General features: G+C 63.4%; 20 protein-coding genes. 13 read left to right on the top strand and 7 right to left on the bottom strand.

Annotated elements, in window-relative coordinates; genetic code table 11:
* Nucleotides 1–97 precede the first annotated feature (97 nt).
* The 3 genes from VGH41_RS10500 (at nucleotide 98) to VGH41_RS10490 (ending at nucleotide 5,152) form a co-directional block, all read left to right on the top strand.
* Nucleotides 98–2,083 carry a DNA topoisomerase IV subunit B gene (locus VGH41_RS10500; RefSeq protein WP_331597338.1) on the top strand — a complete coding sequence of 662 codons (1,986 nt, stop codon included), beginning with the start codon at nucleotides 98–100 and terminating at the stop codon, nucleotides 2,081–2,083.
* A 61-nt stretch (nucleotides 2,084–2,144) separates the two neighbouring features.
* Nucleotides 2,145–4,463 carry a DNA topoisomerase IV subunit A gene (gene parC / locus VGH41_RS10495; protein ID WP_331597337.1) on the top strand — a complete coding sequence of 773 codons (2,319 nt, stop codon included), beginning with the start codon at nucleotides 2,145–2,147 and terminating at the stop codon, nucleotides 4,461–4,463.
* Between the two features lie 230 nt (nucleotides 4,464–4,693).
* Nucleotides 4,694–5,152, top strand: a complete 459-nt coding sequence (locus VGH41_RS10490; protein ID WP_331597336.1) for a CopD family protein — start codon at nucleotides 4,694–4,696, stop codon at nucleotides 5,150–5,152.
* Nucleotides 5,153–5,288: 136 nt separating this feature from the next.
* On the opposite strand, the gene VGH41_RS10485 is transcribed toward VGH41_RS10490, so the two are convergent.
* From VGH41_RS10485 to VGH41_RS10465, 5 genes are all read right to left on the bottom strand, one after another.
* A complete protein-coding gene (locus tag VGH41_RS10485; RefSeq protein WP_331597335.1) occupies nucleotides 5,289–7,652 on the bottom strand; it encodes a bifunctional diguanylate cyclase/phosphodiesterase in 2,364 nt (787 codons plus the stop codon).
* Between the two features lie 489 nt (nucleotides 7,653–8,141).
* Nucleotides 8,142–9,026: a PhzF family phenazine biosynthesis protein gene (locus VGH41_RS10480; protein WP_331597334.1), complete on the bottom strand. Its 885-nt coding sequence runs from the start codon at nucleotides 9,024–9,026 to the stop codon at nucleotides 8,142–8,144.
* Nucleotides 9,027–9,260: 234 nt separating this feature from the next.
* Nucleotides 9,261–9,725 carry a RidA family protein gene (locus VGH41_RS10475; RefSeq protein WP_331597333.1) on the bottom strand — a complete coding sequence of 155 codons (465 nt, stop codon included), beginning with the start codon at nucleotides 9,723–9,725 and terminating at the stop codon, nucleotides 9,261–9,263.
* 39 nt (nucleotides 9,726–9,764) lie between these two features.
* Nucleotides 9,765–10,961 carry a PLP-dependent aminotransferase family protein gene (locus tag VGH41_RS10470; RefSeq protein ID WP_331597332.1) on the bottom strand — a complete coding sequence of 399 codons (1,197 nt, stop codon included), beginning with the start codon at nucleotides 10,959–10,961 and terminating at the stop codon, nucleotides 9,765–9,767.
* Nucleotides 10,962–11,100: 139 nt separating this feature from the next.
* Complete coding sequence (locus VGH41_RS10465; protein ID WP_331597331.1) at nucleotides 11,101–11,799, bottom strand: VOC family protein; 699 nt, start codon at nucleotides 11,797–11,799, stop codon at nucleotides 11,101–11,103.
* A gap of 225 nt (nucleotides 11,800–12,024) precedes the next feature.
* Here VGH41_RS10465 and VGH41_RS10460 point away from each other — a divergent pair, with 225 nt between their 5' ends.
* Complete coding sequence (locus VGH41_RS10460; protein ID WP_331597330.1) at nucleotides 12,025–13,479, top strand: PLP-dependent aminotransferase family protein; 1,455 nt, start codon at nucleotides 12,025–12,027, stop codon at nucleotides 13,477–13,479.
* Between the two features lie 107 nt (nucleotides 13,480–13,586).
* Nucleotides 13,587–15,485: a molecular chaperone HtpG gene (htpG, locus tag VGH41_RS10455; RefSeq protein WP_331597329.1), complete on the top strand. Its 1,899-nt coding sequence runs from the start codon at nucleotides 13,587–13,589 to the stop codon at nucleotides 15,483–15,485.
* 140 nt (nucleotides 15,486–15,625) lie between these two features.
* Here htpG and VGH41_RS10450 read toward each other — a convergent pair whose 3' ends face one another.
* Nucleotides 15,626–15,895 (bottom strand): hypothetical protein, encoded by a 270-nt coding sequence (locus VGH41_RS10450; protein WP_331597328.1) that lies wholly within the window; start codon nucleotides 15,893–15,895, stop codon nucleotides 15,626–15,628.
* A gap of 201 nt (nucleotides 15,896–16,096) precedes the next feature.
* On the opposite strand from VGH41_RS10450, the gene VGH41_RS10445 reads away from it, so the two are divergent.
* Both VGH41_RS10445 and VGH41_RS10440 read left to right on the top strand, forming a co-directional pair.
* Nucleotides 16,097–17,905 (top strand): tetratricopeptide repeat protein, encoded by a 1,809-nt coding sequence (locus VGH41_RS10445; protein WP_331597327.1) that lies wholly within the window; start codon nucleotides 16,097–16,099, stop codon nucleotides 17,903–17,905.
* A gap of 69 nt (nucleotides 17,906–17,974) precedes the next feature.
* Nucleotides 17,975–19,795 (top strand): tetratricopeptide repeat protein, encoded by a 1,821-nt coding sequence (locus tag VGH41_RS10440; RefSeq protein ID WP_331597326.1) that lies wholly within the window; start codon nucleotides 17,975–17,977, stop codon nucleotides 19,793–19,795.
* Nucleotides 19,796–19,918: 123 nt separating this feature from the next.
* On the opposite strand, the gene VGH41_RS10435 is transcribed toward VGH41_RS10440, so the two are convergent.
* A complete protein-coding gene (locus VGH41_RS10435) occupies nucleotides 19,919–20,464 on the bottom strand; it encodes an OmpA family protein (protein WP_414696631.1) in 546 nt (181 codons plus the stop codon).
* A 192-nt stretch (nucleotides 20,465–20,656) separates the two neighbouring features.
* Here VGH41_RS10435 and VGH41_RS10430 point away from each other — a divergent pair, with 192 nt between their 5' ends.
* From VGH41_RS10430 to VGH41_RS10405, 6 genes are all read left to right on the top strand, one after another.
* Entirely contained in the window at nucleotides 20,657–21,415 is a 759-nt protein-coding gene (locus VGH41_RS10430) for a chorismate--pyruvate lyase family protein (RefSeq protein ID WP_331597325.1), read from the top strand.
* Nucleotides 21,415–21,888, top strand: coding sequence for a DNA-deoxyinosine glycosylase (locus tag VGH41_RS10425; protein ID WP_331597324.1), 474 nt, complete (start codon nucleotides 21,415–21,417; stop codon nucleotides 21,886–21,888). Before VGH41_RS10430 ends, VGH41_RS10425 begins: the two co-directional genes overlap by 1 nt.
* Complete coding sequence (locus VGH41_RS10420) at nucleotides 21,885–22,799, top strand: spermidine synthase (RefSeq protein ID WP_331597323.1); 915 nt, start codon at nucleotides 21,885–21,887, stop codon at nucleotides 22,797–22,799. The genes VGH41_RS10425 and VGH41_RS10420 overlap by 4 nt, the downstream gene beginning before the upstream one ends.
* Nucleotides 22,800–23,131: 332 nt before the next feature.
* Nucleotides 23,132–23,371, top strand: a complete 240-nt coding sequence (locus tag VGH41_RS10415) for a DUF3311 domain-containing protein (protein ID WP_331597322.1) — start codon at nucleotides 23,132–23,134, stop codon at nucleotides 23,369–23,371.
* Nucleotides 23,368–24,918, top strand: a complete 1,551-nt coding sequence (gene mctP, locus VGH41_RS10410) for a monocarboxylate uptake permease MctP (protein ID WP_331597321.1) — start codon at nucleotides 23,368–23,370, stop codon at nucleotides 24,916–24,918. Before VGH41_RS10415 ends, mctP begins: the two co-directional genes overlap by 4 nt.
* A 127-nt stretch (nucleotides 24,919–25,045) precedes the next feature.
* Complete coding sequence (locus VGH41_RS10405; RefSeq protein ID WP_331597320.1) at nucleotides 25,046–26,182, top strand: FUSC family protein; 1,137 nt, start codon at nucleotides 25,046–25,048, stop codon at nucleotides 26,180–26,182.
* The last annotated feature ends 18 nt before the right edge of the window (nucleotides 26,183–26,200 follow it).

Raw genomic sequence — 26,200 nt, 5'->3', positions numbered from 1 at the left:
TTGTTTCGTTTCGCTTTTTTTGAAAACTCAACGCATTGTCCACGGACCTGTCCACAGGAGCTGTGGACAACGATGAACCGACGGACCCGAGTAAGACATGTCTACGAAAAAGCCAAACGCCGCGTATAGCGAAGCGTCGATCAAGGTGTTGAAGGGCCTGGAGCCGGTCAAACAGCGGCCCGGCATGTACACGCGCACCGAGAATCCGCTGCACATCATTCAGGAAGTCATCGACAACGCGTCGGACGAAGCCCTTGGCGGCTACGGCCGGCAAATCACGGTTACGCTGCACACGGACCAGTCGGTGTCGGTCGAGGACGACGGCCGCGGCATCCCGTTCGGCCTTCACCCCGACGAAGGCGTGCCGGTCGTCGAAATCGTGTTTACCCGCCTCCACGCGGGCGGCAAGTTCGATAAAGCCGCCGGCGGCGCCTACACGTTCTCGGGCGGTCTGCACGGCGTGGGCGTGTCGGTCACCAACGCGCTGTCCACGCGGCTCGACGTCACCGTCTGGCGCGACGGCAAGATTGCCGATCTGAGTTTCGCCCACGGCGACGTCGCCAAACCATTGCAGGTGCGCGCCGCGGCGAAAGGCGAAAAGAAGTCCGGCACGCGCGTTACCGCGTGGGCCGACCCGAAATATTTCGATTCTCCCAATCTGCCGCTCGGCGAACTGCAACGTTTGCTGCGGTCGAAAGCCGTGCTGCTGCCGGGCGTCGAGGTCACGCTGATCGTCGAAAAGACTGGCGAGCGTCAAACCTGGAAGTACGAAGACGGCCTGCGCGGTTATCTGCTCGAAGGCATGAACGGCAGTGACCTGCTGATTCCGCTTTTCGAAGGCGAACGCTATGCGGAAAGCTCGCGCTCGAATGAAGAAACCTTCGCCGAAGGCGAGGGTGCCGCATGGGTCGTCGCGTGGAGCGAGGAAGGCACGCTCATGCGCGAGTCCTACGTCAACCTGATTCCCACGCCGGCCGGCGGCACGCACGAATCCGGCTTGCGCGACGGTCTGTTCCAGGCGGTCAAGAGCTTCGTCGAATTGCACAATCTGCAGCCGAAGGGCGTGAAGCTGCTCGCGGAAGACGTGTTCGCGCGGGTGTCGTTCGTGCTGTCCGCGAAGGTGCTGGATCCGCAGTTCCAAGGGCAGATCAAGGAGCGGCTCAATAGCCGCGACGCGGTGAAGCTGGTGTCGTCTTTCGCGCGCCCGGCGCTGGAGTTGTGGCTGAACCAGCATGTCGAGCACGGCAAGAAGCTCGCGGACCTCGTCATCAAGCAGGCCCAGGCGCGCACGCGCGCCGGCCAGAAGGTCGAAAAGCGCAAGAGCTCGGGCGTCGCCGTACTGCCGGGCAAGCTGACGGACTGCGAGTCGACCGATATCGGCCGCAACGAACTGTTCCTCGTCGAAGGCGACTCGGCCGGCGGCTCGGCCAAGATGGGCCGCGACAAGGAATATCAGGCCATCCTGCCGTTGCGCGGCAAGGTGCTGAACACGTGGGAAACCGAGCGCGACCGCCTGTTTGCGAACAACGAGGTACACGACATTTCAGTGGCGATCGGCGTGGATCCGCATAGTCCGGACGACAAGGTCGACCTGTCCAATCTGCGCTACGGCAAGATCTGCATTCTGTCGGATGCCGACGTGGACGGCGCGCACATCCAGGTGCTGCTGCTCACGCTGTTCTTCAAGCACTTCCCGCAGCTGATCGAGCGCGGTCATGTGTGCGTGGCGCGTCCGCCGCTGTTCCGCGTCGACGCTCCCGCGCGCGGCAAGAAGCCCGCGCAGAAACTGTACGCGCTGGACGACGGCGAGCTCGAAGCGATCCTCGACAAGCTGCGCAAGGACGGCGTGCGTGAGACGCAATGGGCCATCAGCCGCTTCAAAGGTCTGGGTGAAATGAGCGCCGAGCAGTTGTGGGACACCACGATGAATCCCGACACGCGGCGCCTGTCGCCGGTTGCGCTGGGTGAACTCGACTACGACGCCACCGTCGCGCGCATGACCATGCTGATGGGCAAGGGCGAAGCGGCGTCGCGGCGCAGCTGGCTCGAAGAAAAGGGTAACGAAGTCGAAGCGGATATCTGAGCGCCTGCACGGGCCGGCTCGAATAGCGCAACTTCACGCCATACACGGATACGGAATCTAGATGGACGACAACACTCCCGATCTTTTCACCCAGGCGGTGCCGCCCGGCGACTCTTTGACGCTCGGCAACTACGCCGAACGTGCTTACCTCGACTATGCGGTGAGCGTGGTCAAGGGCCGCGCGCTGCCCGATGTGAGCGACGGCCAGAAGCCGGTGCAGCGTCGCATCCTGTTCGCGATGAACGACATGGGCCTCTCCGACAACGCGAAACCGGTCAAGTCGGCGCGCGTGGTCGGCGACGTGCTGGGCAAGTATCACCCGCACGGCGACCAGTCGGCGTACGACGCACTGGTGCGGCTCGCGCAGGACTTTTCGATGCGCTATCCGCTGATCGACGGTCAGGGCAATTTCGGCTCGCGCGACGGTGACGGCGCAGCGGCCATGCGCTACACGGAAGCGCGGCTGACGCCGATCGCCAAGCTGTTGCTGGAGGAGATCGATCAAGGCACGGTCGATTTCATGCCGAACTACGACGGCTCGGAACAGGAGCCCAAGCAGTTGCCGGCGCGTTTGCCGTTCGTGTTGCTGAACGGCGCTTCGGGCATCGCAGTGGGTCTTGCGACGGAAATCCCGTCGCATAACCTGCGTGAAGTCGCCGCTGCCGCCGTGGCGATGATCCGCAACGAACACATCCAGCACGCCGAACTGATGCAGCATATCGCCGGCCCGGACTTCCCGGGCGGCGGCCAGATCATCTCGAGCGAAGCGGAGATCTCTGCTGCCTACGAAAGCGGACGTGGCACGCTCAAGGTCCGGGCACGCTGGAAGATCGAAGAGCTGGCGCGCGGCCAGTGGCAACTGGTGATCACCGAACTGCCGCCGAATACGGCCGCGCAGAAGGTACTCGAAGAAATCGAAGAGCAGACCAATCCGAAGATCAAGCTCGGCAAGAAGACGCTCACGCCCGAACAGCTGCAGACCAGGCAGACCATGCTCGCACTGCTCGACGCGGTGCGCGACGAGTCGGGCCGTGACGCACCGGTTCGGCTCGTCTTCGAACCGAAATCGAGCCGCATCGACCAGACCGAATTCGTCAATTCGCTGCTCGCCCATACGAGCCTCGAATCGAACGCGTCGCTCAATCTGGTGATGGTCGGCGGCGATGGCCGGCCGTGTCAGAAGAACGTGCGCGACATGCTGAGCGAATGGATCGCGTTCCGCAAAGCCACCGTCACGCGCCGCACGCGCTTCCGCCTGACGAAGGTGAACGACCGGATCCATATTCTTGAAGGCCGGATGATCGTCTTCTTGAATATCGACGAAGTCATCCGCATCATCCGCGAATCCGACGAACCGAAGGCCGCGCTGATCACGGCATTCAACCTGTCCGATCGCCAGGCCGAAGACATTCTTGAAATCCGGCTGCGTCAGCTGGCGCGCCTCGAGGCGATCAAGATCGAGAAGGAACTGGCCGAACTGCGCGACGAGAAGACCAAACTCGAAGAACTGCTGGGCAGCGAATCGGCCATGAAGCGGTTGCTCATCAAGGAAATCGAAGGTGACGCGAAGCAGTATGGCGACGAGCGCCGCACGCTGATCCAGCAGGAAAAGCGCGCCACCTTCGAAGCACGCGTGGTCGACGAACCGGTCACCGTGGTCGTGTCGCAGAAGGGCTGGGTGCGCGCACTGAAGGGCCATGGGCTCGATCCGGCCGGCTTCGCCTTCAAGGCCGGCGACGCGCTCTATGCGGCGTTCCAGTGCCGCACGCCCGATACGCTGGTGGCGTGGGGCAGCAACGGGCGCGTCTATTCGGTCGCGGTCGCACTGCTGCCGGGTGGACGCGGCGACGGCGTACCGGTGACGTCGCTGATCGAACTGGAGTCGGGCAGCCATCTGATGCATTACTACGCGGCGCCGGCGGATCAGGCGTTGCTGCTGGCTTCGAGCAACGGCTTTGGCTTTATCGCCAGGGTGGGCGACATGGTGAGCCGCGTGAAGGCCGGCAAGTCGTTCATGACCATCGACGAAGGCGCAGCCCCGCTCGCGCCGATGCCGATGCTGCCGGACGCCACGCAGGTGGCGTGTCTGTCGGGCGCCGGCCGTCTTCTTGTGTTCGGCCTCGACGAAATGAAGACCTTGTCGGGCGGTGGCCGTGGCGTCACGCTGATGGCGCTGGACGAGAAGGAGCCGCTCACCCAGGCGCTGGCCATCGGCAAGGCGGGTCTTGTGCTGATGGGCACGGGCCGCGGCGGCAAGGCATATGAAGAGACGCTGAGCGGCACCGCGCTGACGCCGCATGTGGGCAAGCGGGCACGCAAGGGTCGCGCGCCGGATACGAGGCTGAAGCTGCTCGGCATGCGCCCGGCACTGCCCGCATAAGCGTGAGGTGGTACCGCGTGCGCGACTCAAGACACAGGGCGCGCACGCGGTTGACAACAGGAATTCGGGGATCAGCGAGCCGGCTGACACAATAAAAACGATGGTTTGCGCGCGAGCCGTGGAACTGCACGAACAGCGCACGGTCGAACGCGGTCATCAGCCGCGTCGAATACCGCTCACTACAAGCGACAGCAAGCCGTACGCCATCACACAGAGAGGGAAACAGCATCATGTCCAAAGCCATCGAACTCGCGCTCTTTTTACATCTGCTCGGCGTGGCCGTTTGGGTTGGCGGTATGGTCTTCGCGCACTTCTGTCTGCGCCCCGCGCTGGCCGACCTGTCGCCGCAATTGCGCTTGCCGCTGTGGGAATCGGTGTTTGGGCGGTTCTTCAACTGGGTCGCCGTTTCAGTCATCGTGATCCTGCTGACCGGCGGCTTTTTGCTGATGCAGTTCGGCGGCGGTCACGCATCGTGGCAACTGCATGCCATGGCGGGCCTCGGCATCGTGATGATGCTGATCTTCGGGCATATCCGCTTCGCGGTGTTTCCGCGTATCAGGCGCGCGGTGCAGGCGCAGAACTGGCCGGACGGCGCGCGTGCAGTGGGCACGGTACGGCGCCTCGTCCTCGTCAATCTGGTGCTGGGCGTCGTGACGATTGGTGTAGCCGCGTTGTCGGGCGGCGTTTGAGTTAGCCACGCGCCCAAAGGCTTGATGGAAACGCCGCTCGATGCGGCGTTTTTCTTATCTACGCCAGCGCATCCCTGAGGCAATTCAAGGCAAACCGGATCAACCAGGCTCGAGCGGAGCATCGAGCGGGGTGGTCTTAGGCGGATTGCCCGCTGGTGCTGGAGGCGGCGCTATCGGCGGCCGGCTCACGGGCGTTGCGGCGCTCGGGCATCCCGCAGACGCCGAAGCGTTCGAGCAGTGCCGGAATGGCATCCACCGGGACCGGGCGCGAAAACAGGAAGCCTTGCGCTTCGATATGGCCGAGTGCGGCCAGCCACGCGATCTGTTCCTCGGTTTCGGTGCCTTCCACCACCACGGTGAGTCCGAGCGAACGTGCCAGATTGACGATGGCAGTCACCATCACGCAGACGCTGCGGTCACCTGGAATAGCTTGTACGAACGAGCGGTCCACCTTCAGCGTATCGACGGAGAAACGGTTTAGATAGGACAGCGACGAATAGCCGGTCCCGAAGTCGTCGAGCGCAATGCGCACACCAAGGCGTTTCAGCGCGAAGATCTTCTCCGAGACGAGCTCGGGATATTCCATCATCGCGGTTTCGGTGATTTCGAGTTCGAGGCGGCGCGCAGAGATACCGGTTTCCTCGATGGCGCGCGAAATGGTCTCGTACAGGTCGCCGCGCCAGAATTGCACCGCCGAGATGTTCACCGCCAGCGACAGGGTGTCGTAGCCTTGCTGTTGCCACTGTGCAAGTTGGCGGCACGCGGTGTCGATGACGAAGTCGCCGATCGGCACGATCAGCCCCGTCGATTCCGCGACCGGAATGAACTCGTTAGCCGGAATCAAACCGTGCTGCGGATGATTCCAGCGCACCAGCGCTTCGAAGCCGGTGATGCAGCGGCGTGTCAGGTCGATTTTCGGTTGATAGGCGAGAAACAGTTGACGCTCGGAGAGCGCCACGCGCAATTGCTGCTCCCACTTCATCAAGTGGTCCGCGCGATGCGAGAGTTGCGGCGAGTAGAACTGGTAGCAGTTCTTGCCCGCGTCTTTCGCGCTGTACATTGCCAGATCGGCTTTTTTCAGCAGGTCGATTTCGCTTTCGTTCGGCACCGAATAGAGCGCAATGCCAATGCTCGCATGCAGCACGAATGCACTGCCGCGCACTTCGAAGGGCTTGGCGAATACCTCGGCACAGGCTTCCGCGAGATCCACGGCGCGCTTCTCGACGTCGTCACCCTTGATGACCACCACGAATTCGTCACCGCCGATGCGGCTCAGTGCGCCGCCGTCGCCGATCGCGTCGGCGAGGCGCAAGGCCGTCATCTGCAGCACGATGTCGCCGGCGTTATGGCCGAGGGTATCGTTGACGGTTTTGAAATTATCCAGATCGATAAAGAGGATCGCGAGCCGGCTCAGGTTTAGCGGATTGGCGACGTCGTGCCGCAAGCTTTGCAGCGTTGCATAGCGATTGCGCAGGCCGGTCAGCAGGTCGTATTCGACCAGATGCGTCATCTCGCGTTCGCGGCCGAGCAGTTTGCCGATCAGTCCCGTCGCCACTGCGAAGAAGCTGAGCATGGCGAGCGAAATGAAGCCCGCCATCAACAGGTAGACGTTGCGCGTGTGGTTGTAGTCGGCGAATTCTTCGGCTTGCGAGAGGCCCACCAGCACGCCGAGCGGATACCCGTCGATATGCCGGTAAGAGAAGATGCGCGTGACGTTGTCGATCGAATCCACGTAGGTGCCCGACACGTGCTCGGAAGTGGGATACGAGCCGGTGGCGGAGAACCTGCCGTTGTTGGCTTCGGCGTTGCCGGTGCGGCGCGCGAGCACGGCGCCCGTGTCCGAGATCACCGCAATCACACCGTCGCGGCCGATTGCCGCATTGTTATAGAAGTCGCTGGTGAAGTAGCTCGGATCTTCGGAGACCACCACGACGCCCGCGAACGAGCCGTCCGGATGATTCAGACGGCGCGTCATCTGCAGCGTCCATTGTCCCGAGACGCGGCCCAGCACGGGCTTGCTGATAAACAGGTTGTCGTCGTTCTCGTGCTCGTGAACCTTGAAATGTTCGCGGTCCGACAGATCGATCTGTTTCGGATTCTGCTCGGCGGTGGTCGATACCAGCCTGCCGCGCTCGTCGATGATCGAAACCTGCACGAGCGTGTCGCTCTGTACCACGCCTTTTTCGACGGTGCTGGCCAGATCGAAGCGACTCGGCGTCTTCTCAAACTCGTATTTGACAAAGCGGGTGATCTGGTCGACCTGATGGATGGCCTTGACCGTGTGTTGCTCCAGCGCCGCGGAAAGGATTGCAGCAGAGGCCATAGCCTCGCGCGAGGTGGCCTCTTTCTCGACCGACAGCCGCGCGAAGATCACAGCCCATAGCAGGATCAGCACCAGCACGCCGAGCGCGGGAATGGCGAGCAGTGCACGGCGGCGCGGCACCACTGGCTTCTGGAGGTGCCTGGCTTCGCGCGCAGCAGAGAAGCGGGACTGACTCATTGGACGGAGCGTGTCCATGCGCCGTTCTGCAGCGGCTTGGTGTGCTTCGACTGCGCGAGATTCGGAATTGGCTGCATGGTGAGCGAGGTGCCGGGACTGCTGCGCAGGAGGAAAGAGCGTGGCGGTGTACGAGGCCAACCATGGGCCATCGGCCACCTTTCGATATTACTGAATGCCAATAGATTAAGGAAGTGTCCTTGCTCCGGGTATACGCGCGCCCGAACGGGCACACACATCGCCCTGTTGAGCGATGTCCGTGAGCCCTCTTGCGATACAGCCCGCGCGCCAATTTTCGAGGGATTCGTCGATAGCAGGCACATCCCCGTGCCCAGGCACTGCGCGTGATCCTTACGTCCGAGCGTCATCGAGTTGTCCTGATGAGGCGTTTTGTGGTCTAGCTTGGCCTTGGTGGGCAAGCGCCGCGCATTCTTATAAAGGGTTTATCGCATGCAATCCACGCGCCATTCGCTGCAGCACTGAATTTGTTCGTTACGGCAGCCGAAATGTGCCGTCAACAATTGTCACTGACGAGCCACCGATCCACGTCTTGCCGGCCGCGTCGTCATACTCCACTGAGACGCTTCCCGCGCGGCCCAGGACCGTGCCCTGACGTGCGGTGTAAGCGAGCCCGGGGCGACGTTGTTGTGCGCTCAACAGTTCCGCGAGCGCGGCATTCGCGCTGCCGGTCACCGGGTCTTCCCCGATACCGAGACTGCCGCCCACCATCAGGCAGCGCACCTCGTAGGTGGCGGGGCCGTCAGCGGGATGCGGACCATAGACCGCCAGCCCATGCGTGCCGACTGCTTCCACGATATGCGCGAGCGCTGCAGCATCCGGTTCGATGGCGAGGCAGGCGGCGGCCGAGTTCACGCGCACGACGAGCCACGGCGCGCCGTTATCCATGCCGCAGGGCGGTGCGCTGAAATCGACGGCGTCGGTGCGCAATGCATCGGCGAGTGCCGGGTACAGATCTGCCGGGAGTGGCGTGACGCGCGCACGCGGTGCCGCGAAAGCCCACGCGCCGCCATCCAGCGCCTTGAGTTCCACCAGACCCGCACCGCATTGCTGCATCAGCTTGCCGGGGACTTTCGGTTGATAGCCGCTTGCAAGCAATGCATGCGCAGTGCCGAGCGTCGGATGGCCTGCGAACGGCAGTTCGCCTTCCGTCGTAAAGATGCGGACGCGATAGTCCGCAGCCGGATCGGTGGCTTTGACGAGGAACGTGGTCTCAGACAGATTCGTCCAGCGGGCAATCGCCTTCATCTGGGCGGTGTCGAGGTCGTCGGCGTCGAATATCACGGCAAGCGGGTTGCCTTTGAACGGCACGGCGGTGAACACGTCGACTTGTTTGAAGCGGACAGTGTGAGCGGACATTGAGCGGATTGACCAATCGGGTAGCGGGACCGGCTGATTCTACTGTGGTAACCGGTTTCCAACCATCGCGCCACAATGATTTTCAGGTACTTTTCGAGCATGTTTATGGGCCCCTGGCCGGCACGGCCCAAAAAGCAAAACGCGCCGAGGGTGGTCTGGCACCTCACGACGCGTTGGGGTCGGCCGTCCAGCCGGCGCGCCCCATGCAGCAGGCGGCCGCGGCGTCCATCCGTATTATTCGACTTCCGCGATCAATTCGATCTCCACACATGCGCCAAGCGGAATCTGCGCGACGCCGAAGGCCGAACGTGCATGTTTGCCGCGCTCGCCGAACACATCCGCGATCAGCTCCGACGCGCCGTTGGTGACGATATGCTGTTCGGTGAAGTCGAGTGACGAGTTCACGAGGCTCATCAGTTTGACGATGCGCGTCACACGGTTGAGGTCGCCCACGTGATTGTGCAGCGTGGCCATCAGGTCGATGGCGATCGAACGGGCCGCCGCCTTGCCTTCGTCGGTGCTCAGGCTGGCGCCGAGCTTGCCTGTCCATACCTTGCCGTCCTTCTTGGCAATGTGTCCCGACAGATACACCGTGTTGCCGCTTTGCGCGCTCATTACGTAAGCCGCGGCGGGTGCACCGGCGGCGGGCAATTCGATGCCCAGTTCCTTGAGCTTGTCATACACATTAGCTTGAGCCATGACGTGTCCTTGTCAGTGATGGAAAGAGGGGGCGCGCCCTCAAACGCGGGCGCGAAGCAGATCCGCGAGACGGGCCACGCCTTCGTCGATCTTCGCCGGCGGCACCGTGACGAACGACAGGCGCAGTGTGTTGTGTTGCGCTTCGTTCGCGTAGAACGGACCACCCGGCACGAACGCGACGTTCTGTGCAACGGCTTCTTCGAGTAGCTTCATGCTGTCGATCTGCGCAGGCAGCTTCACCCACACGAACATGCCGCCTTCCGGACGATTCCAGCTTACGCCTTCCGGCATGAAACGTTCGAGTGCGGACAGCATGGCCGCGCACTGATCGCGGTACAGCGCGCGAATGGTCGGCACGTGCGTGTCGAGGAAGCCGTCCTTGATCACTTCGTGCACGATGCGCTGCGTGAAGCTGGGCGTGTGCAGGTCGGTGGCCTGCTTGGCTTGCACCAGTTTGAAGATCAGTTCTTCCGGCGCAATGATGTAACCCACCCGCAGGCCCGGTGCGAGCACCTTTGAGAACGAACCGAGGTGCACGATGTGATCCGGCGCCATCGAGAGCATGGTCGGCAGCGGTTCGCCTGCGTAATCGAGTGCGCCATACGGGTCGTCTTCGATGATCGGAAACGGCGCGGTCTTAGCCAGCGCAGCCAGCGCGCGGCGGCGTTCGAGTGGCAGACGGCGCCCGGTCGGGTTCTGGAAATTCGGTTGCGCGTACAACAGGCGCGCGCCCGCCGTCAGTTCGGGCGTGAGTGCTTCGGGAATCAGCCCGTTGTCGTCGGTCGGCACCTGCACGTAACGCGGCTCGTACATCGAGAAGGACTGCAGCGCGCCAAGATACGTGGGCGTTTCGACCAGCACCGGACTGTCCGGGCAGACCAGCACTTTGCCGAGCAGATCGAGCGCCTGCTGCGAGCCGGTCGTGATCAGGACCTGCGAGGCGCGGATGGTCGCGCCGTTGACCGAATAGCGCGCCGCGATCCATTCGCGCAGCGGCAGATAGCCTTCCGTTGCGCTGTACTGCAGCGCGGCGGCGGGCGAATCGCGCAGGATCCGGTCGGAGGCTTCGCGCATCCGTTCAGCCGGGAATGTCGCGGGGGACGGCAGACCACCCGCAAAAGAGATGACTTCCGGCCGTTCGGTGACCTTCAGGATTTCCCGAATCGCCGAGCTGGTGAGCTTGCGCGCGCGTTCGGACAGTTGCCACGTGGGGGCTTGAAGGTCGCTTTGATCCATGGTTTCCTCGACAGGTGTAGCTGGAGCAGATTCGTCAAAAACTTTCATTATGGCGCGAGTCGCCCGACCGCGCCCCGTGCGCAGGGTTGGAACGGCTCACCCTGGCATCTCCGCCTGCAGCGGCGAGTCATGCGCAGTCTTATTTAAGGATGCGCAGCCCGGCAGGTGTTTCAATCTCAGCGACGAGCGCCGGAGCACTCGCGGCTTCGTCCTGCGGCAAGACTTCGAGCAGATGCGCCGCGCCCAGCCAGCGCAGATGCGTTTCCAGCGTCTCCGCCTGTGGGTGCGACGCCTTCAGCGACTTCAGCGCCAGGCCCGTTTCCGGCAGCAACGCCGACGGATGCAGCGGCGTGTCCCACTGGATCAGCGTCGGCACCAGACCGTCGCCGACGCCTTGCCAGGCCGGAAACGCGCCGTCGTCCGGCACCGTCAGGCCCCATGTGAAATCGCCGCGGGTCATCGGCACAACCGGCGCAATCCGCTGCGGATACTGGGCTTGCCAGCGCGGCAGATGCTTCGGACGTTCCACCCGCGCCACCCAGTGCGACAGATACGGGCCGCTTTCCAGCCGTTTCTGCGTGGCCGGCGCGTCCAGCGCGAACAGGCGCGGGCGTGCTTCTGCGCCGCTGGCGGGCTGCTCGGCTTGCGGATCGATCGCGATCACTTCGAGATACACGCCGCCCCACAGGTTCAGCAGCCGGTTGTGGGTGCGCATCAACGGATGCGCGCCGCCGCCGGCCGGCGCCACGCCGAGCGTGTCGGCGACGTACTGGCTGCCCTCGTCGAGTGTGCGGGCGGAAATCACAAGGTGGTCGAGACGGAGCGTATGGGCAGTCATGGCGGCGAATAGCGAGAACGGTTTCTGCGGGGATCTGGCAACACCGCCGCAGGGGCGGCGTGCCGGGGCCGTTAGCATAACCGTTCGCCGCGCCGCTGGGCCATGGGCGCCGTAAATCCTGATGCCGGCTTTCCCCAAACACTCGTCCAAATCGAATGTAACGCCGTGCGCCAGCACAGTAACGGTACAATCGTCCCGATAGTGTTCGGTACAGTTGGAGGCCCGATGTCCGTCCCGCTCGACCAGATTCCCGCCCCGCACGACGCGTCCGCGCTGACGCTCGTGGATCAGCTCGTCCAGTGGGCGCGCCGCCGTATCGAAGAACGCGTGTTTCGGGCGGGCATGCGCATGCCGTCCATCCGCAAGCTCGCGCTGGATAAAGGCGTATCGCGCTTCACGGTGGTCGAAGCGTACGAGCGGCTGGTGGCGCAAGGCTTTCTGGATTCGCGGCGCGGCTCGGGCTTTTACGTGCGCGAGCGGCTCGCCGCGCCGATGCCCGGCGAGCGCCGCGCGAGCGCGGAAGCCGTACCCGGTTCGAGCCCCATCGACGTGGTCTGGCTGCTGCGCAACATGCTGCAGACCTCGGCGCGGCCGGAGCGCGGGCCTGGCCTCGGTTATCTGCCAAGCCGCTGGCTCGACGGCGATCTGATCACCGGCGCGCTGCGCACGCTCGGCCGGCAAAGCGGGGCGCAGATGCTCGGGTTCGGCACGCCGCAGGGGTTTCTGCCGTTGCGCCAGCAATTGCAGACGCGCCTCGAAGAGCTGGAAATCGGCGCTTCGCCGGAGCACATCGTGATGACCTCGGGGATCACCCAGGCCATCGACCTGATCGCGCGCATTTTTGTGCAGTCGGGCGACGCCGTCATCGTCGGCGATCCGGCCTGGTTTCAGATGTTCGGGCGTTTCGCGTCGCAGGGCGCGCGTCTGGTCGGCATGCCGTACACGGCGGACGGTCCGGACCTGGATGCGCTCGAAACGCTGGTGCAGACGTGGCGGCCGAAGATGCTCGTGATCAACTCGGTGCTGCAAAACCCGACCGGCACCTCGCTTACCGCCGCGCAGGCGTTTCGCATCCTGCGCCTCGCGGAAGAATACGATTTCATCGTCGTCGAAGACGACGTCTACGGCGATCTGTGTCCGCCGGGCTATCCGGCCACGCGCCTCGCGAGCCTCGACCAGCTGAAGCGCGTGATCTACCTCGGCAGCTTTTCGAAGACGCTGGCGCCGAATCTGCGCGTCGGGTTTATCGCCTGCGCGGCCGAACTGGCGAAGGCCGTCGCGGATCAGAAGATGCTGGTCGGCATGACGAGTCCCGAGCTGAACGAGCGCGTGCTGTACAAGATCCTCACCGAAGGCCACTACCGGCGCCACGTCGAACGGTTGCGCGCACGCCTCGACGGGGTGCGGGACAAAAGTGCGCGGATGCTCGAAAAGACCGGTCTGAGGCTGTTTCAGACACCGGGCGCGGGCATGTTCCTGTGGGCCGATACGGGGGTCGATTCGGACGTGCTGGCGGCGGCCGGCCACGAGGCCGGCTTTCTGCTGACGCCGGGCAGCCTGTTTTCGCCGCAGCAGTCGCCGTCGAGCTGGACGCGCTTTAACGTCGCCAATTGCGGCGATCCGGCGCTGCCGGCGTTTCTGTGCCGCTATCTGGACGGTGTCGCACGGCGCGCCTCTTGAAATGGCTGCGATAGTACCCAACTAGCCCCCGACGCGCCGCGCGGCCGGGCGCCGCCGGTCACGCGCTGAACTGAATCAACCGCTACAAACAGAGAGGAAGTCCGACCATGGCACAAGAAACCATGAGCTTTCAGGCAGAAGTGAAGCAGCTTCTGCAACTGATGATCCATTCGCTGTACAGCAACAAGGAGATTTTTCTGCGCGAACTGATCTCGAACGCTTCGGATGCCGCCGACAAGCTGCGCTTCGAAGCGATCGAAAACAGCGCGCTGTACGAGAACGATTCGAATCTGCGGATTCGCATCTCGTACGACAAGGCCGCGCGCACCATTACGGTTGACGACAACGGCATTGGCATGAGCCGCGATGAAGCGGTGTCGCATCTCGGCACGATCGCTCGCTCGGGCACCAAGGAATTCTTCGGCAAGCTCTCCGGCGACCAGCAGAAGGATGCGGCGCTGATCGGCCAGTTCGGTGTGGGCTTTTACTCGGGCTTCATCGTCGCGGACAAGATCACCGTCGAAACGCGCCGCGCCGGTCTGCCGGCTGCGGAAGGCGTGCGCTGGGAAAGCGCGGGCGAGGGCGATTTCGCGGTGGAGACCATCGAGCGCGCGCAACGCGGCACGACCATCACGCTGCATCTGCGCGCGGACGAAGACGAACTGCTGTCGTCGCACCGGCTGAAATCGATCATCCAGAAGTACTCGGACCACGTCGCATTGCCCATCCTCATGCAGAAGGAAGAATGGGACGCGGAAAAGAGCGAGATGGTCACGAAAGACGAAGACGAGACCGTCAACCAGGCGAGCGCGCTGTGGACCCGTCCCAAGAACGAGATCACCGACGAGCAATACAAGCAGTTCTATCAACACCTGTCGCACGATCATCAGGATCCGCTGACGTGGACGCATAACCGGGTCGAAGGCCGAAGCGAGTACACGCAATTGCTGTACGTGCCGGGCGCAGCGCCGTTCGACATGTGGAACCGCGATCATCGCAGCGGCCTGAAGCTGTATGTGAAGCGCGTGTTCATCATGGACGACGCCGAGCAACTGCTGCCCACGTATCTGCGTTTCGTGAAGGGCGTGGTGGATTCGAGCGATCTGCCTTTGAACGTGTCGCGCGAAATCCTGCAGGAAAGCCGCGATGTGAAGGCGATTCGCGAAGGCGTGACCAAGCGTTCGCTGTCGATGCTGGAAGAACTGGCGAATTCCGACGACGCCGCGGAAAAGGAAAAGTACGCGACGTTCTGGAAAGAATTCGGGCAGGCGCTGAAAGAGGGCGTGGGCGAAGACTTTGCCAACAAGGACCGGATCGCCAAGCTGATCCGCTTTGCGTCGACGCACAACGAGTCGCCGGAGCAGACCGTGTCGCTGGCGGACTACGTCGCGCGCATGAAGCCCGAGCAGACCAAGATCTATTACGTGACGGCCGACACCTGGCAGGCCGCGACCCATAGCCCGCATCTGGAAGTGTTCCGCAAGAAGGGCGTGGAAGTGTTGCTGCTGACCGATCGCGTCGACGAATGGATGCTGTCGTTCCTGACCGAGTTCGACGGTAAGCCGCTGCAGAGCGTCGCACGCGGCGATCTGGACCTCGGCGCGCTGAACGACGAAGAAAAGCAGGCGCAGGAGAAGGTCAGCGAGGAACTGAAGCCGCTCGTCGAGAAGATGAAGGAAGCGCTCAAGGACAAGGCAAAGGACGTGCGTCTGACGTTCCGTCTGACGGATTCGCCTTCGTGCCTGGTTGCGGATGACGGCGACATGAGCGGCTACCTGCAACGCATGCTGAAGGCGGCTGGCCAGCAGGCGCCGTCGTTCCATCCGATTCTGGAGGTGAATCCGGAACACGCGCTGGTGAAGGGTTTGCATGCGGACAGCGCGAACTTCGACGACTGGTGCCACCTGTTGTTCGATCAGGCGTTGCTCGCGGAAGGCGGCGCGCTGGAAGATCCGGCGAGCTTCGTCAAGCGGACCAACGCGTTGTTGCTGGCGCGTGCCGGGTGAGTTTGAGAGGGCGGTTCTGCAGCCCTCAGTGAGTTGCAAAAATGCGCTGCTTCGGCAGCGCATTTTTTTTGCCATGGTTAATGTGCGATGCGTTGCGTTGCGTTGCGTTGCGTTGCGTTGCATCGCGCTAGCGCCGCTGTTCAGCCGGCGTGAGCAGCCACGCTGGCGTGTTGCCGTACCTGCGAGAGCACCGAGCCCGCTAGCTCCTTCGCCTCGACGCAAGCCTCATGATCGGCCAGTACCTTTGCCGCGAGGCTGCCAATCGCGGCGCTGGTGTGCCTCGCCGTGTGATGCTGCGCGAGCGCCGAGCCAGCCAGTTCCTTCTCCAGATGCGAGGAGGCGTGCCGCGCGAGCACGAGTGCGGCCAGATGGGCAATGCGGTCGGATGTTTCTTTTCCATTCTTGTTCAATTCCTGCTCCTTTTTGAATCTTCTTAAAACGGCTTAAGAGGTGGATTCGTTCGGCCAAACGAAAAATCAGTATGGTTTACTAACTAAATATTATCAACGAGGTTATTTCAAGATTTGAATATGAGATGAAGCCGTGCGAATCCGTCCTATTCTGTGCCGGTCCGGCCCCGGACTTCATCTCGTCACTTCCTGATTTTTCTCATGTCCGAAAACCACTCCGCCACGCTCGCCGATCCTGTCCACGTAGTTTGGTCGGTACTGCGCGAACAAGGCTTCGACGCAGCGCAAGTCCGCGCCGTCGAGCTGGTCAACCACGGCGTCACGCCGCAGATTCACGCCGATCTGTGCGCGATCGCGGGGCATTTCGAGCAGGCTTATCACAGTGCGTCATTGGCGCAGGGTGAGACCGTGAGCGGCGGCCGTTATGCACGGCTCGCGCTGTTTGCCGATGCGCTCGGCGCGCACGACGTCGCGAAGCACCACAGTGCGCTGGCCGTGGCGGCGCAAGCCGAGAAGATGACCCTCGAGTGGATTGTCTGGCTGATCGATCGGTGCGGGGCGCACTCGGCAGCGGCACACATGCTGCGTGCGTATGCGCAGCACGCACCGCACGACGCGCGTGCGCCGTGGTGGCTCGCGGTCGCATTGGCGTCCGTCCCGGGCGCGCAAGCGAAGGTCGAGCGGCGCGAGGCGTTGGCACGTGCGTATGCGCTCGATCCGGCCATTCATCCGGCACTGCCGCTGCAACTGGTGCTGACGCATCGCGAAATGGGCGATTGGGATGCCGTCGAGCGCGTCTGCCGTGAGGCTCTCGCGAAGAATCCGGCCGACTCCGAAATGGCATGGCAATTGAGCCACGCGCAATGGCAGTGCAACCACGCCGCTGCAGCCGAGGCGACCATGCGCGCCGTCGATGCCGCGGCACCCGGCAATCCCGCGGTGATGAGCGCGATCGGCCAGTATCTCGCCGAACAGGCGCGCTACGACGAAAGCGAAGCAGTGCTGCATGCCGCGCTGGCCATCAATCCCGAGACCACCGAGGCAGCCATCGACCTGGCCAACCTCGAATTGCGGCGCAACGAATGGACGACGGGTTGGCCGCGCTTCGAAGCGCGGCTCAAGCGCGATGACCGCGAAGCGAACAACGTCATCTCCGTCATGGCGAAACTGTGTCCGCGCTGGCGCGGCGAAGCGCTGGCGGGCAAGACGCTCGTGGTGCACAGCGAGCAGGGTAGCGGCGACGACATCCAGATGGTGCGTTTCCTGCCGGAACTGGCGGCGCGTGTGCACGACGAGGGCGGCCGCCTGGTGCTGGCTGTGCGTCAAGCGTTGCAGCCACTATTTGCGCGGTTTTATGCCGATTGCGTGTCGCTTGAAGACGGTTCGTTCGGCAAACCCGATTTCGCTCTGCCGATGATGAGTGTGCCGTATATGCTCGACCTGCAGCCGGAGCAGGTGCGCGGCTGGGCGTATCTGCATGTGGATGCTCAACGAACCGAAGCGTGGCGGCTGAAAGTGAAGCCGGCGGCGGCCGATGCGAGCGCGCTACACATCGGACTTGCCTGGCGGGGCAGTCCTACCCACCGCCGCGACGCCAAACGTTCGATTCCGCTTCTGGCGTTGGCGCCTGTTTTTGTGCTTCCCGATATGGTATTTCATCCGCTTGCACCGGGCTTCGGTTCGGACGTGGCTTATCTCGCCGCACAAGGGTGTCGCGTACGCGATCTGACTGCGCAATACGAAGCGGGCTTCGATGACGTGGCCGCCCATGTCGCGGCGCTCGACGCTGTATTGACCATCGACAGTGCGCCGCTGCATGTGGGCGGTGCGTTGGGGCGCCCGGTGCTGGCGATGCTCGATCACGTTTCGCACTGGTGTTGGGGCAACGAGGAGCAGCAGCCGTGGTATGACTCGGTCGAGCTCTACCGGCAACCGCGGCCGGGTGATTGGGCGCCGGTGGTGGAGCGGGTGGCGGCACGCCTCAGGTTGATGGGCGCCGCTCGCCGCTAGTGGGGATCACACCAATGTCGAATGTCGCCGACGTTCCCGGCCAACCCAACCAGTAGTCGAATTCCATCGATGCACGATCCTGGCGCTCTACCCACCTCTCCACCGGACGACGCACAAGACCTGTTGGCTCGCGCCGACGCCTGGCTGAACGCCGGTCGGACGCACGAAGCGATGCGCGAGCATCAGCGGTTGCTCGCGCAACAACCGCAGCATGCGGATGCGCTGCATCGCATGGGCATCGCCTGTTTTCGTGAGAGGCAGATTGACCGGGCACGGCAATATCTCGATCAGGCGTTGACTGCCGCGCCCGCAAGGGCCGATCTCTGGGAGCATCGCGGCATTCTGGCCGCGACCGAAGGGGACGGGGTGGCCGCGCAGGCCTTCTATTACCGCGCGCTGGAACTGGCAGGGAGTACCGCCAGCCTGCAGCGGAACCTGGCCGATTGCTTGCGTCTGTCCGGCCGTCTCGCCGAAGCGCGCCTTCACTACCTCAAGGCGCTTGAACACGAGCGGGGCCTGCATCACGCGGTGCGCGCGTTGGCCAGAATCAGCACTGAGCTCGGACAGTTATCCGCAGCGGCGGACTATTGGCTGCAAGCGTGGACCCTCGACGCGAGCCACGCGTCCGACGTGGTCGAACTCATCATGGCCTTGTCGAAGGCTGGGCGTGGGCCGCAAATCAATCAAATGCTGGTTGACCTGCGCGCGATCTTCGCGAACGACGCTGCTGCACTCGAACGGGTCGCGTTCGCCCTCAACGGCATCCATCGCTTCAGGGATGCCATCAGCGTGGCCGGGCAGGGCCTCACGGTCGATCCGCGGAACCCATGGCTGCATCACAATGCGTCGTTCGCGTTCAACATGCTTGGCGAGTTCGAACAGATGCACGTGCATACGGTCGAAGCCGCGCAACTCCTGCCGGCTGAGCCCCGCATGCAATTCAATCTTGCCGCGTCGCACTTGCGTCTTGGCGATTACGAGCGGGGCTGGAAGCAGTATCGCTGGCACGAAGCCCTGCCGGAAAACCACGATCTGGTGCGCCCGAATTTCCCCGAGTGGCAAGGTGAGCCGGTGGCCGGCTGCCGGTTTTTGCTGATCGGCGAACAGGGGCTGGGCGATCAGATCCAGTTTCTGCGAGGCGCCGCCTGGCTGCATCGACGAGGCGCGCTCGTCGATGTATGGGTCGAAGCGCCATTGGGCGAGCTGGCTCGGGGTGCCTCCGGCGTGCATGCCGCGTGGACTACCGAGCCGCCCGGACCGTACGACTTCTGGTGCCGGATGCTGCGGATGCCGGAGCACATGAACCTGACACTGCCGATGCTGCCGGTCGCCATGCCCTATCTGAGCGCGGAACCCGTCAGACTGAGCCGTTGGCAAAACCGGCTGGATGCTCTTGCCGGAGCCGAAGCGAACGGAGCGCGGCGGAAGCGGGTCGGGCTCGTATGGGCGGGCAACCCTGCTTATGAACTTGACCGCTATCGTTCGATTGCGTTGGGCGCATGGCAGACCGTCCTCGCACAGTCCGGCGTGCAATGGTTTTCGTTGCAGATGGGCCGCGCTCAGGACGAAGCCGCGGCATTGCCTGCAGAGATCGACATGCATCGGCTGGGCCCGGAGATCGACAGCTTCGCCGATACGCTGGCGATTCTTCAGACGCTCGATCTGGTGATCACGGTCGATTCGGCCGTCGCGCATCTGGCGGGTGCGTCCGCGCGGCCGGTCTGGATACTGGTGCCGGCTTGTACCGACTTCCGCTGGATGATCGACCGTAGCGACAGTCCGTGGTATCCGTCAGCGCGCCTGTTCAGGCAGCGGGAGTTGGGTGGCTGGAAAGAGGTGCTAGACGAGGTGCGAGCCTCGTTGCGAGCGTTCGCGGACAACACGCTCTAGGGATTCTCGCCAACCGGTCGGGCGCGCGACGCAACAGTGAGCCAGCCCGCCAAACGCACCGGGCTCCGGACCTGTTTGGCACGTCCGGAGCCCGGTTTGTCATTGCACTATCCGCCGAAGGTATCAGCGGCCCATCAACGTATCCATTGTTTCGCCGCGCACCAGGATTTCGGTGCGGCGATTGAGCGCGCGCCCCTCCGGCGTGTCGTTGCTGGCTACCGGGTTGTTATAAGCGTTGCCCTTGGTGCGAATGCGATCCATGGCCACGCCGCGCGCCACCAGCGCATATCCGGCTGCCGTCGCGCGGTTTTCCGAAAGCTTCTGGTTATAGTCGAGCGTGCCGACGTTGTCGGTGTAGCCCTCCACCAGGATCGGCTTCTTGCTGCGATTGAGCAAGACCGCGGAACGGTTGATCACGGCAATGGCATCGGGGCGGATTTCTGACTTACCGAAGTCGAACAGCGCCGTTTCGGGCAGCTTGACCGACACGCCATCGGCGACGGGTTTCACTTCGATGCCGACGGCCTCGTTCAGCGAAGTCTCTTTAGCGCGGTTCAATGACGACGCGCAGCCGGCCATCAGCAGGACGGCCGTGGCGCAGGTTGTGGCACGCAGGAACTTTCTCATCGTGTTCTTCTCCTCGAATATCTGATTGGATGGCGTGCCCATGACTTGTGCTGGGCAGATCGCCGCATTGGCAAAGCAGCAATCTTTTAGCTTGCCTGGGCGGTTTAGGAGAATCGGACCTGTCTGAAAGCGGCGAGCGGATTTACGCATGTCGCCAAACGCGCTGCCGCACAGGGAGCGCCTGGGCCGAGCGTGACAGCGCATCCCTACGCGTGCCCGCTATAATCCGACACCATGCCTATCCGTTTCGATGCCGCGGACGCTCACTGGCGCGTCGCGCCCTTACCCGGCCTTACCCCCGACCAGAAAGACTGGCTCACGCGCGGCGGTTCGCTCACCGCGCATCTGCGCGTGCTCGGCGCGGTCGCGGTGCGCGTCACGCGCGAAGCCGTCGCCGAAGCGTGGAGCGACGAGTGCGCCGCGCTCGACGTCGTGCCGCGCGCGCCCGTGTGGATCCGTGAAGTCGTGTTGTCGGTCGACGGCACGCCGTTCGTCGCGGCGCACAGTATTACGCCGCTCACGGCAAGTGCCGGTGTCTGGCAGGCGATGCGGCGCTTGCGCACGCGACCGCTCGCTGAATTGCTTTACAGCGACAGCAGCGTGTCCCGCTCGGCACTGGTGAGCCGCCGCCTGACGGCGCGGCATCCGCTGTACCGGCTGGCGGCGCGGGAGATCGGCGGCGCATCGCCGCATGCGCTCGTCGCGCGCCGCTCGGTGTTCGAGCGCCATGGCGCACCGCTGATGGTCAGCGAATGCATGTTGCCCGCGCTGTGGACGCATCTTGCAGCGGCTTCGCTTGCAAGCCCGGAGGACGGCCAACGGCCCGTCCACGAACACCAGCCGCCGCGCGCCCACGGCCGTGAACATGGCCGGTCGCTGGAGCACACCGCGTCGCGGGCTCATCCGGCGCATCGGAGCGAGCCTCACCCCGGGCGCGGCCAGCAACATGGGGAGCCGGCACAGCGGCCTCAGGACCCCAAGGCGAACCGCTGATGCTGCGCGGTTTCCCACCGGTAGTCGCGAGCGATACGCATACCTTGATCCTCGGCAGCTTTCCCGGCGAGGCGTCGCTGGCGGCGACGCAGTATTACGCGCATCCGCGCAACCAGTTCTGGCGTTTGCTCGGCGCGGTGCTTGCAGAACCGCTCGACGAACTGGCCTACGAAGACCGCCTGTTGCGCGTGCTCGCACACGGCATCGGCGTGTGGGACGTGCTCGCCGCCTGCGAGCGCGAAGGCAGCCTCGATGTCGCGATCCGCAACGCCACCCCCAATGATTTCGCCGCGCTGCGCGCCCACGCGCCACAGCTTCTCAAAGTCTGCTTCAACGGCAAGACGGCCGGCCGCTTCGCTCCGGTGATCAGCGCCGCCGGCTATGCCACCCTCGTATTGCCTTCGTCGAGTCCGGCGAATGCTATGCTCTCGTTCGACCAAAAATTGCGTCTCTGGCGCGACATCCTCACATGACGAAACTGATCAAGCGCGCTTCCGCCGAGGCACGTGCTTTCCGCAACAACGCGTCCGAATCCGCGGGCAGCAAACAGAAAATGACGCGCACGAACAAGCGCGCGCTGCGCGACGAAGACCTCGACGACGCGCCGCAAATCGAAGCGCCGCGCAAGCCGCGCTTTGCACCGGTGACGTTCTCGGAAGAGGGCGGTGTGCGCTATCTGCATTTCGGTACGGAATGGGTGCAGGGTGCGATGCGGCTGCGCAAGCCGGATCACATCGAACTCGAATACGCGCAGCAGATGATGGCCTGGCTGCTGTTCATCGAAACGCCGAAACGCATCGTGCAACTCGGCCTCGGCGCTGCGGCGTTGACCAAGTTCGCGCATCGTTTCCTGAAGCGCGCGCAGGTCGAAGCCGTCGAGCTCAATCCGGCCGTCGTCATCGCCGCGCGCACGATGTTCGAACTGCCGCCTGACGATGCCCGTTTGAGCGTGCATGAACTCGACGCATGGGACTTCGTCAACGACCGCGCCAACCATGGCACGATTGGCGCATTGCAGATCGACGTCTACGATGCCACCGCGCGTGGCCCGGTGCTCGACAGCGTGGCGTTCTACCGCGCGGTGCGTGCATGCCTGACGGATGCGGGCGTGGTGACGGTGAATCTGTTCGGCGATCATCCGAGCTTCGTGCGCAACATGAAGCGCCTGAACGAAGCCTTTGATGGCCGCGTGATTGCGCTGCCCGAAGTGCACGACGGCAACCGCGTGGCGATCGCGTTTTCGGGGCCGGCGCTCGAGGTGCCGTTCGCGACGCTGCAGGCGCGCGCGAAGCTGATCGAAGCGCAACTCGGCTTGCCGGCGCGCAAATGGATCAAGGGTCTGCAGGAATCGAGCGGGCAGAAAGACGGCTCGTTCTCGATCTAGACCGGCACTCGGCCAACATCGGCGGACCGGTGCGGCGCAAGCCGGTCCGCTGACGAGAGCGCGAGGCGCAAACTTGCCGCACCGTTGCTGAGCACTCCAGCAGAATTTTCCGCCTGCCGCAAACCCTTGCGGCGTCTGCCTTCCAGACCCTCCCTACCGACTCTCCAAAGCCTCCTCGACGGTGCGCCTTTGCCTCGGGTCGTCCCTGCTTGACCGTCCGTTCGCGACTCCTATACTCTTTCAGTGCTTTTGGGGCGCCCCCGGCCAATCCGCTTCAGTATCTACCTCCCGTCGCACGGGACAGAATTCAAGAACAGGAAAGAGGAGACCTCATGGCTCTAGACGCCGACGCGAACAAGGCCAGCAAGCGCTGGCTCTGGTTGCTGTTGCTGCCCTGGATCGCAATGATCTGGGTGCCGTCATACAACAAGGTCGAACCGCAGCTTTTCGAATTCCCGTTCTTCTACTGGTATCAGTTGCTGTGGGTGCTGATCAGCGCGGTCATCACGGCGCTTGTCTACTTCAAGACCAGGAGGCGTTCAGCGGATCGCTCGCAAGGGGGCGTGCAATGAATTCCGTCGCCACCTTTGTCTTCGTCCTGTTCTTTATCGGCGTCACGATTCTCGGTTTCATCGCCGCGCACTGGCGGCGCGGCGATCTCGCCCATCTGGAAGAGTGGGGTCTGGGCGGCCGGCGCTTCGGCACCATCGTCACATGGTTTCTGCTGGGCGGCGACCTCTATACCGCCTACACGTTCGTGGCGGTGCCGGCGCTCGTGTTCGGGGCCGGCGCCACGGGATTCTTCGCGCTGCCCTATACGATCCTGATCTATCCGTTCGCGTTCGTCGTATTCCCCAAACTGTGGAGCATTGCGAAACGTCACGGCTATGTCACCTCCGCCGACTTCGTCAACGCCCGTTACGGCAGCCGCATGCTCGCGCTCGCGGTGGCGGTGACGGGCATCGTTGCGACCATGCCGTACATCGCGCTGCAACTGGTCGGCATCGAAGTCGTGATCGGCGCGCTCGGCTTCGATACGACCGGCTTTATCGGCGATCTGCCGCTCATCATCGCCTTCGCGATTCTCGCGGCGTACACGTACACCTCGGGCCTGCGCGCGCCGGCCATGATCGCGGTCGTCAAGGATCTGCTCATCTACGTGACGATCGCGGCCGCGATCATCGTGATTCCGCCGCAACTGGGCGGCTTCGGTCATATCTTCGGCGCCGTGCCGCCAGCCAAGCTGTTGCTGAAGGCGCCCGATGCAGGAAGCCTGAACGGCTATAGCGCGTACGCGACGCTCGCGGTGGGTTCGGCGCTCGCGCTGTTTCTGTATCCGCATTCGATCACGGCTGTGCTGTCCTCGAAGTCGGGCAACACGATACGCCGCAACATGGCCATGTTGCCGGCTTATTCATTGGTGCTCGGGCTGCTCGCGCTACTCGGCTTCATGGCGCTGGCCGCGGGCGTGAAGGACATGCCGGAGTACGCGCCGTACTTCAAGGCGTTTGGCCCGAACTTCGCGGTGCCGGCGTTGTTCCTGCACTTCTTCCCTTCATGGTTCGTCGGTGTCGCGTTTGCGGCAATCGGCATCGGCGCGCTGGTGCCGGCCGCGATCATGTCGATTGCGGCGGCTAACCTCTACACGCGCAACATCCATAAGGAGTTCATCAACCGTCACATGACGCATGAGCAGGAGACCAACATCGCCAAGCTGGTCTCGCTGATCGTCAAGGTCGGCGCGGTGGCGTTCATTCTCGGTTTGCCGCTGACGTATGCCATCCAGCTGCAGTTGCTGGGCGGCATCTGGATCATCCAGACCCTGCCGGCGATCGTGCTCGGTCTTTACACACGCATGCTCGACTATCGCGGCCTGCTGCTCGGCTGGGCGGTCGGTATTGCGACCGGCACGTGGATGGCGATTTCGCTGAAACTGGCCGGTTCGATCTTCACGATCCATCTGTTCGGCTTCGCGATTCCCGGCTATGCGGCGGTGTGGTCGCTGATCGTGAATCTGGCGGTGTCGGTCGTGGTCAGCCTGCTGATGCGCGCCGTCGGCATGAAGCACTCCGAGGATCGCACGCGCCCGGAAGATTATCTGGACGTGGTGGAGAGCTGATTGGTTCGCCTGGTGAGTGCGCCAGGCGGATCAAGCTGAACGCCCGCAAAAATTTGCGGGCGTTTTGCTTTTTGGTGCAGCATATGCAGGAACTAACATCACTCTGCGTCTTTTGCTTCGGACGACTATGGCCTCTGCCGATTCCAATCCGCTGACTCCGCGCCGCACCGCGTTCAGCCGCATGGTGCGGGCGATCACGTCGCCGTACTATCGCTACCGGCACGCCAGGCTGTTTCACAGCCTGCGTGTCGGTCTCGCGATGCTCGTGTCGATTCTGGCCACCACGGGCGTCGACATACCGCATGGCATCTGGTCGTCGGTGACGTTGCTGGTGGTGATCGGCGGTTTGCAGCATCACGGCAACATCCGTAAGAAGTCCACGGAGCGCGCCGCCGGGACCCTGCTTGGCGCATCCATCGGACTGCTGCTCATCGTGCAGCAGAACCTGATCGGTTCGCTCATGCTCACCTATACGCTGATGTCCATAGTCGCAGCGGTCTGCGCGTGGTACGCCATCGGCAAGGCGGGCTACATCGGACTGTTGACGGCGATCACAATGTGCATCGTCGCGGGTCACGGCGACAACCAGCTCGACGTCGGTCTGTGGCGCACCTTGAACGTGCTGATCGGCATCGTTATCGCGCTGGCCTTTTCGTTTGCACTGCCGCTGCACGCCACGTACTCCTGGCGCTATCTGCTTGCCGACAATCTGCGCGTCTGCGCGCGCATCTACACGCGTCTGCTCACCGGTGCACCGTTCAACCCGGACGAGCAGATCAAGGTCTTCCTCGAACTGAACGCTCGGCTCGTTCAACTGCGTGCGCTGATGCCTTCCGTGGCAAAGGAAATCGAAGTGCCGCACTCGCAGCTGGAGAACATCCAGCGCGTGCACCGCTCGGTGTTGAGTGCATTGGAACTGATGGCTGGCGGCGCCCTGACGCAGGCCGATGCGGCCGCGCGTGCCGCCTTCGCCCAGCAGTGCGGAACGGAGGCGCGCGCAGTGCGCGGCACGCTGCTGATGATGGCGCGCGGTCTGCGCTTCGGCGGCACGACGCGCTTTCGCATTCCGCAAACGCCGGTGGTATGCCCGCCCGACGCCACGTCGCCCCAGCTTCTGGCCCCGGAGTTACAGGGGCCGTTCTGGCTGGGCCAGCGGGTGGTCGAGCAGGTCGAGCGCTTACGGGCGATGCTGCTCGAGACCGAGCCGCAATGGAATATCGAGCGCCCTCATGACCGCGCAGACTCCGCCGCCATGCCGCTGTGACATTCCGGCGATGCGCCG

Source organism: Paraburkholderia sp., from assembly GCF_036488795.1.
In the GTDB taxonomy this organism is placed as follows: Bacteria; Pseudomonadota; Gammaproteobacteria; order Burkholderiales; family Burkholderiaceae; genus Paraburkholderia.
This window is presented reverse-complemented; position numbering and strand designations above follow the sequence as displayed.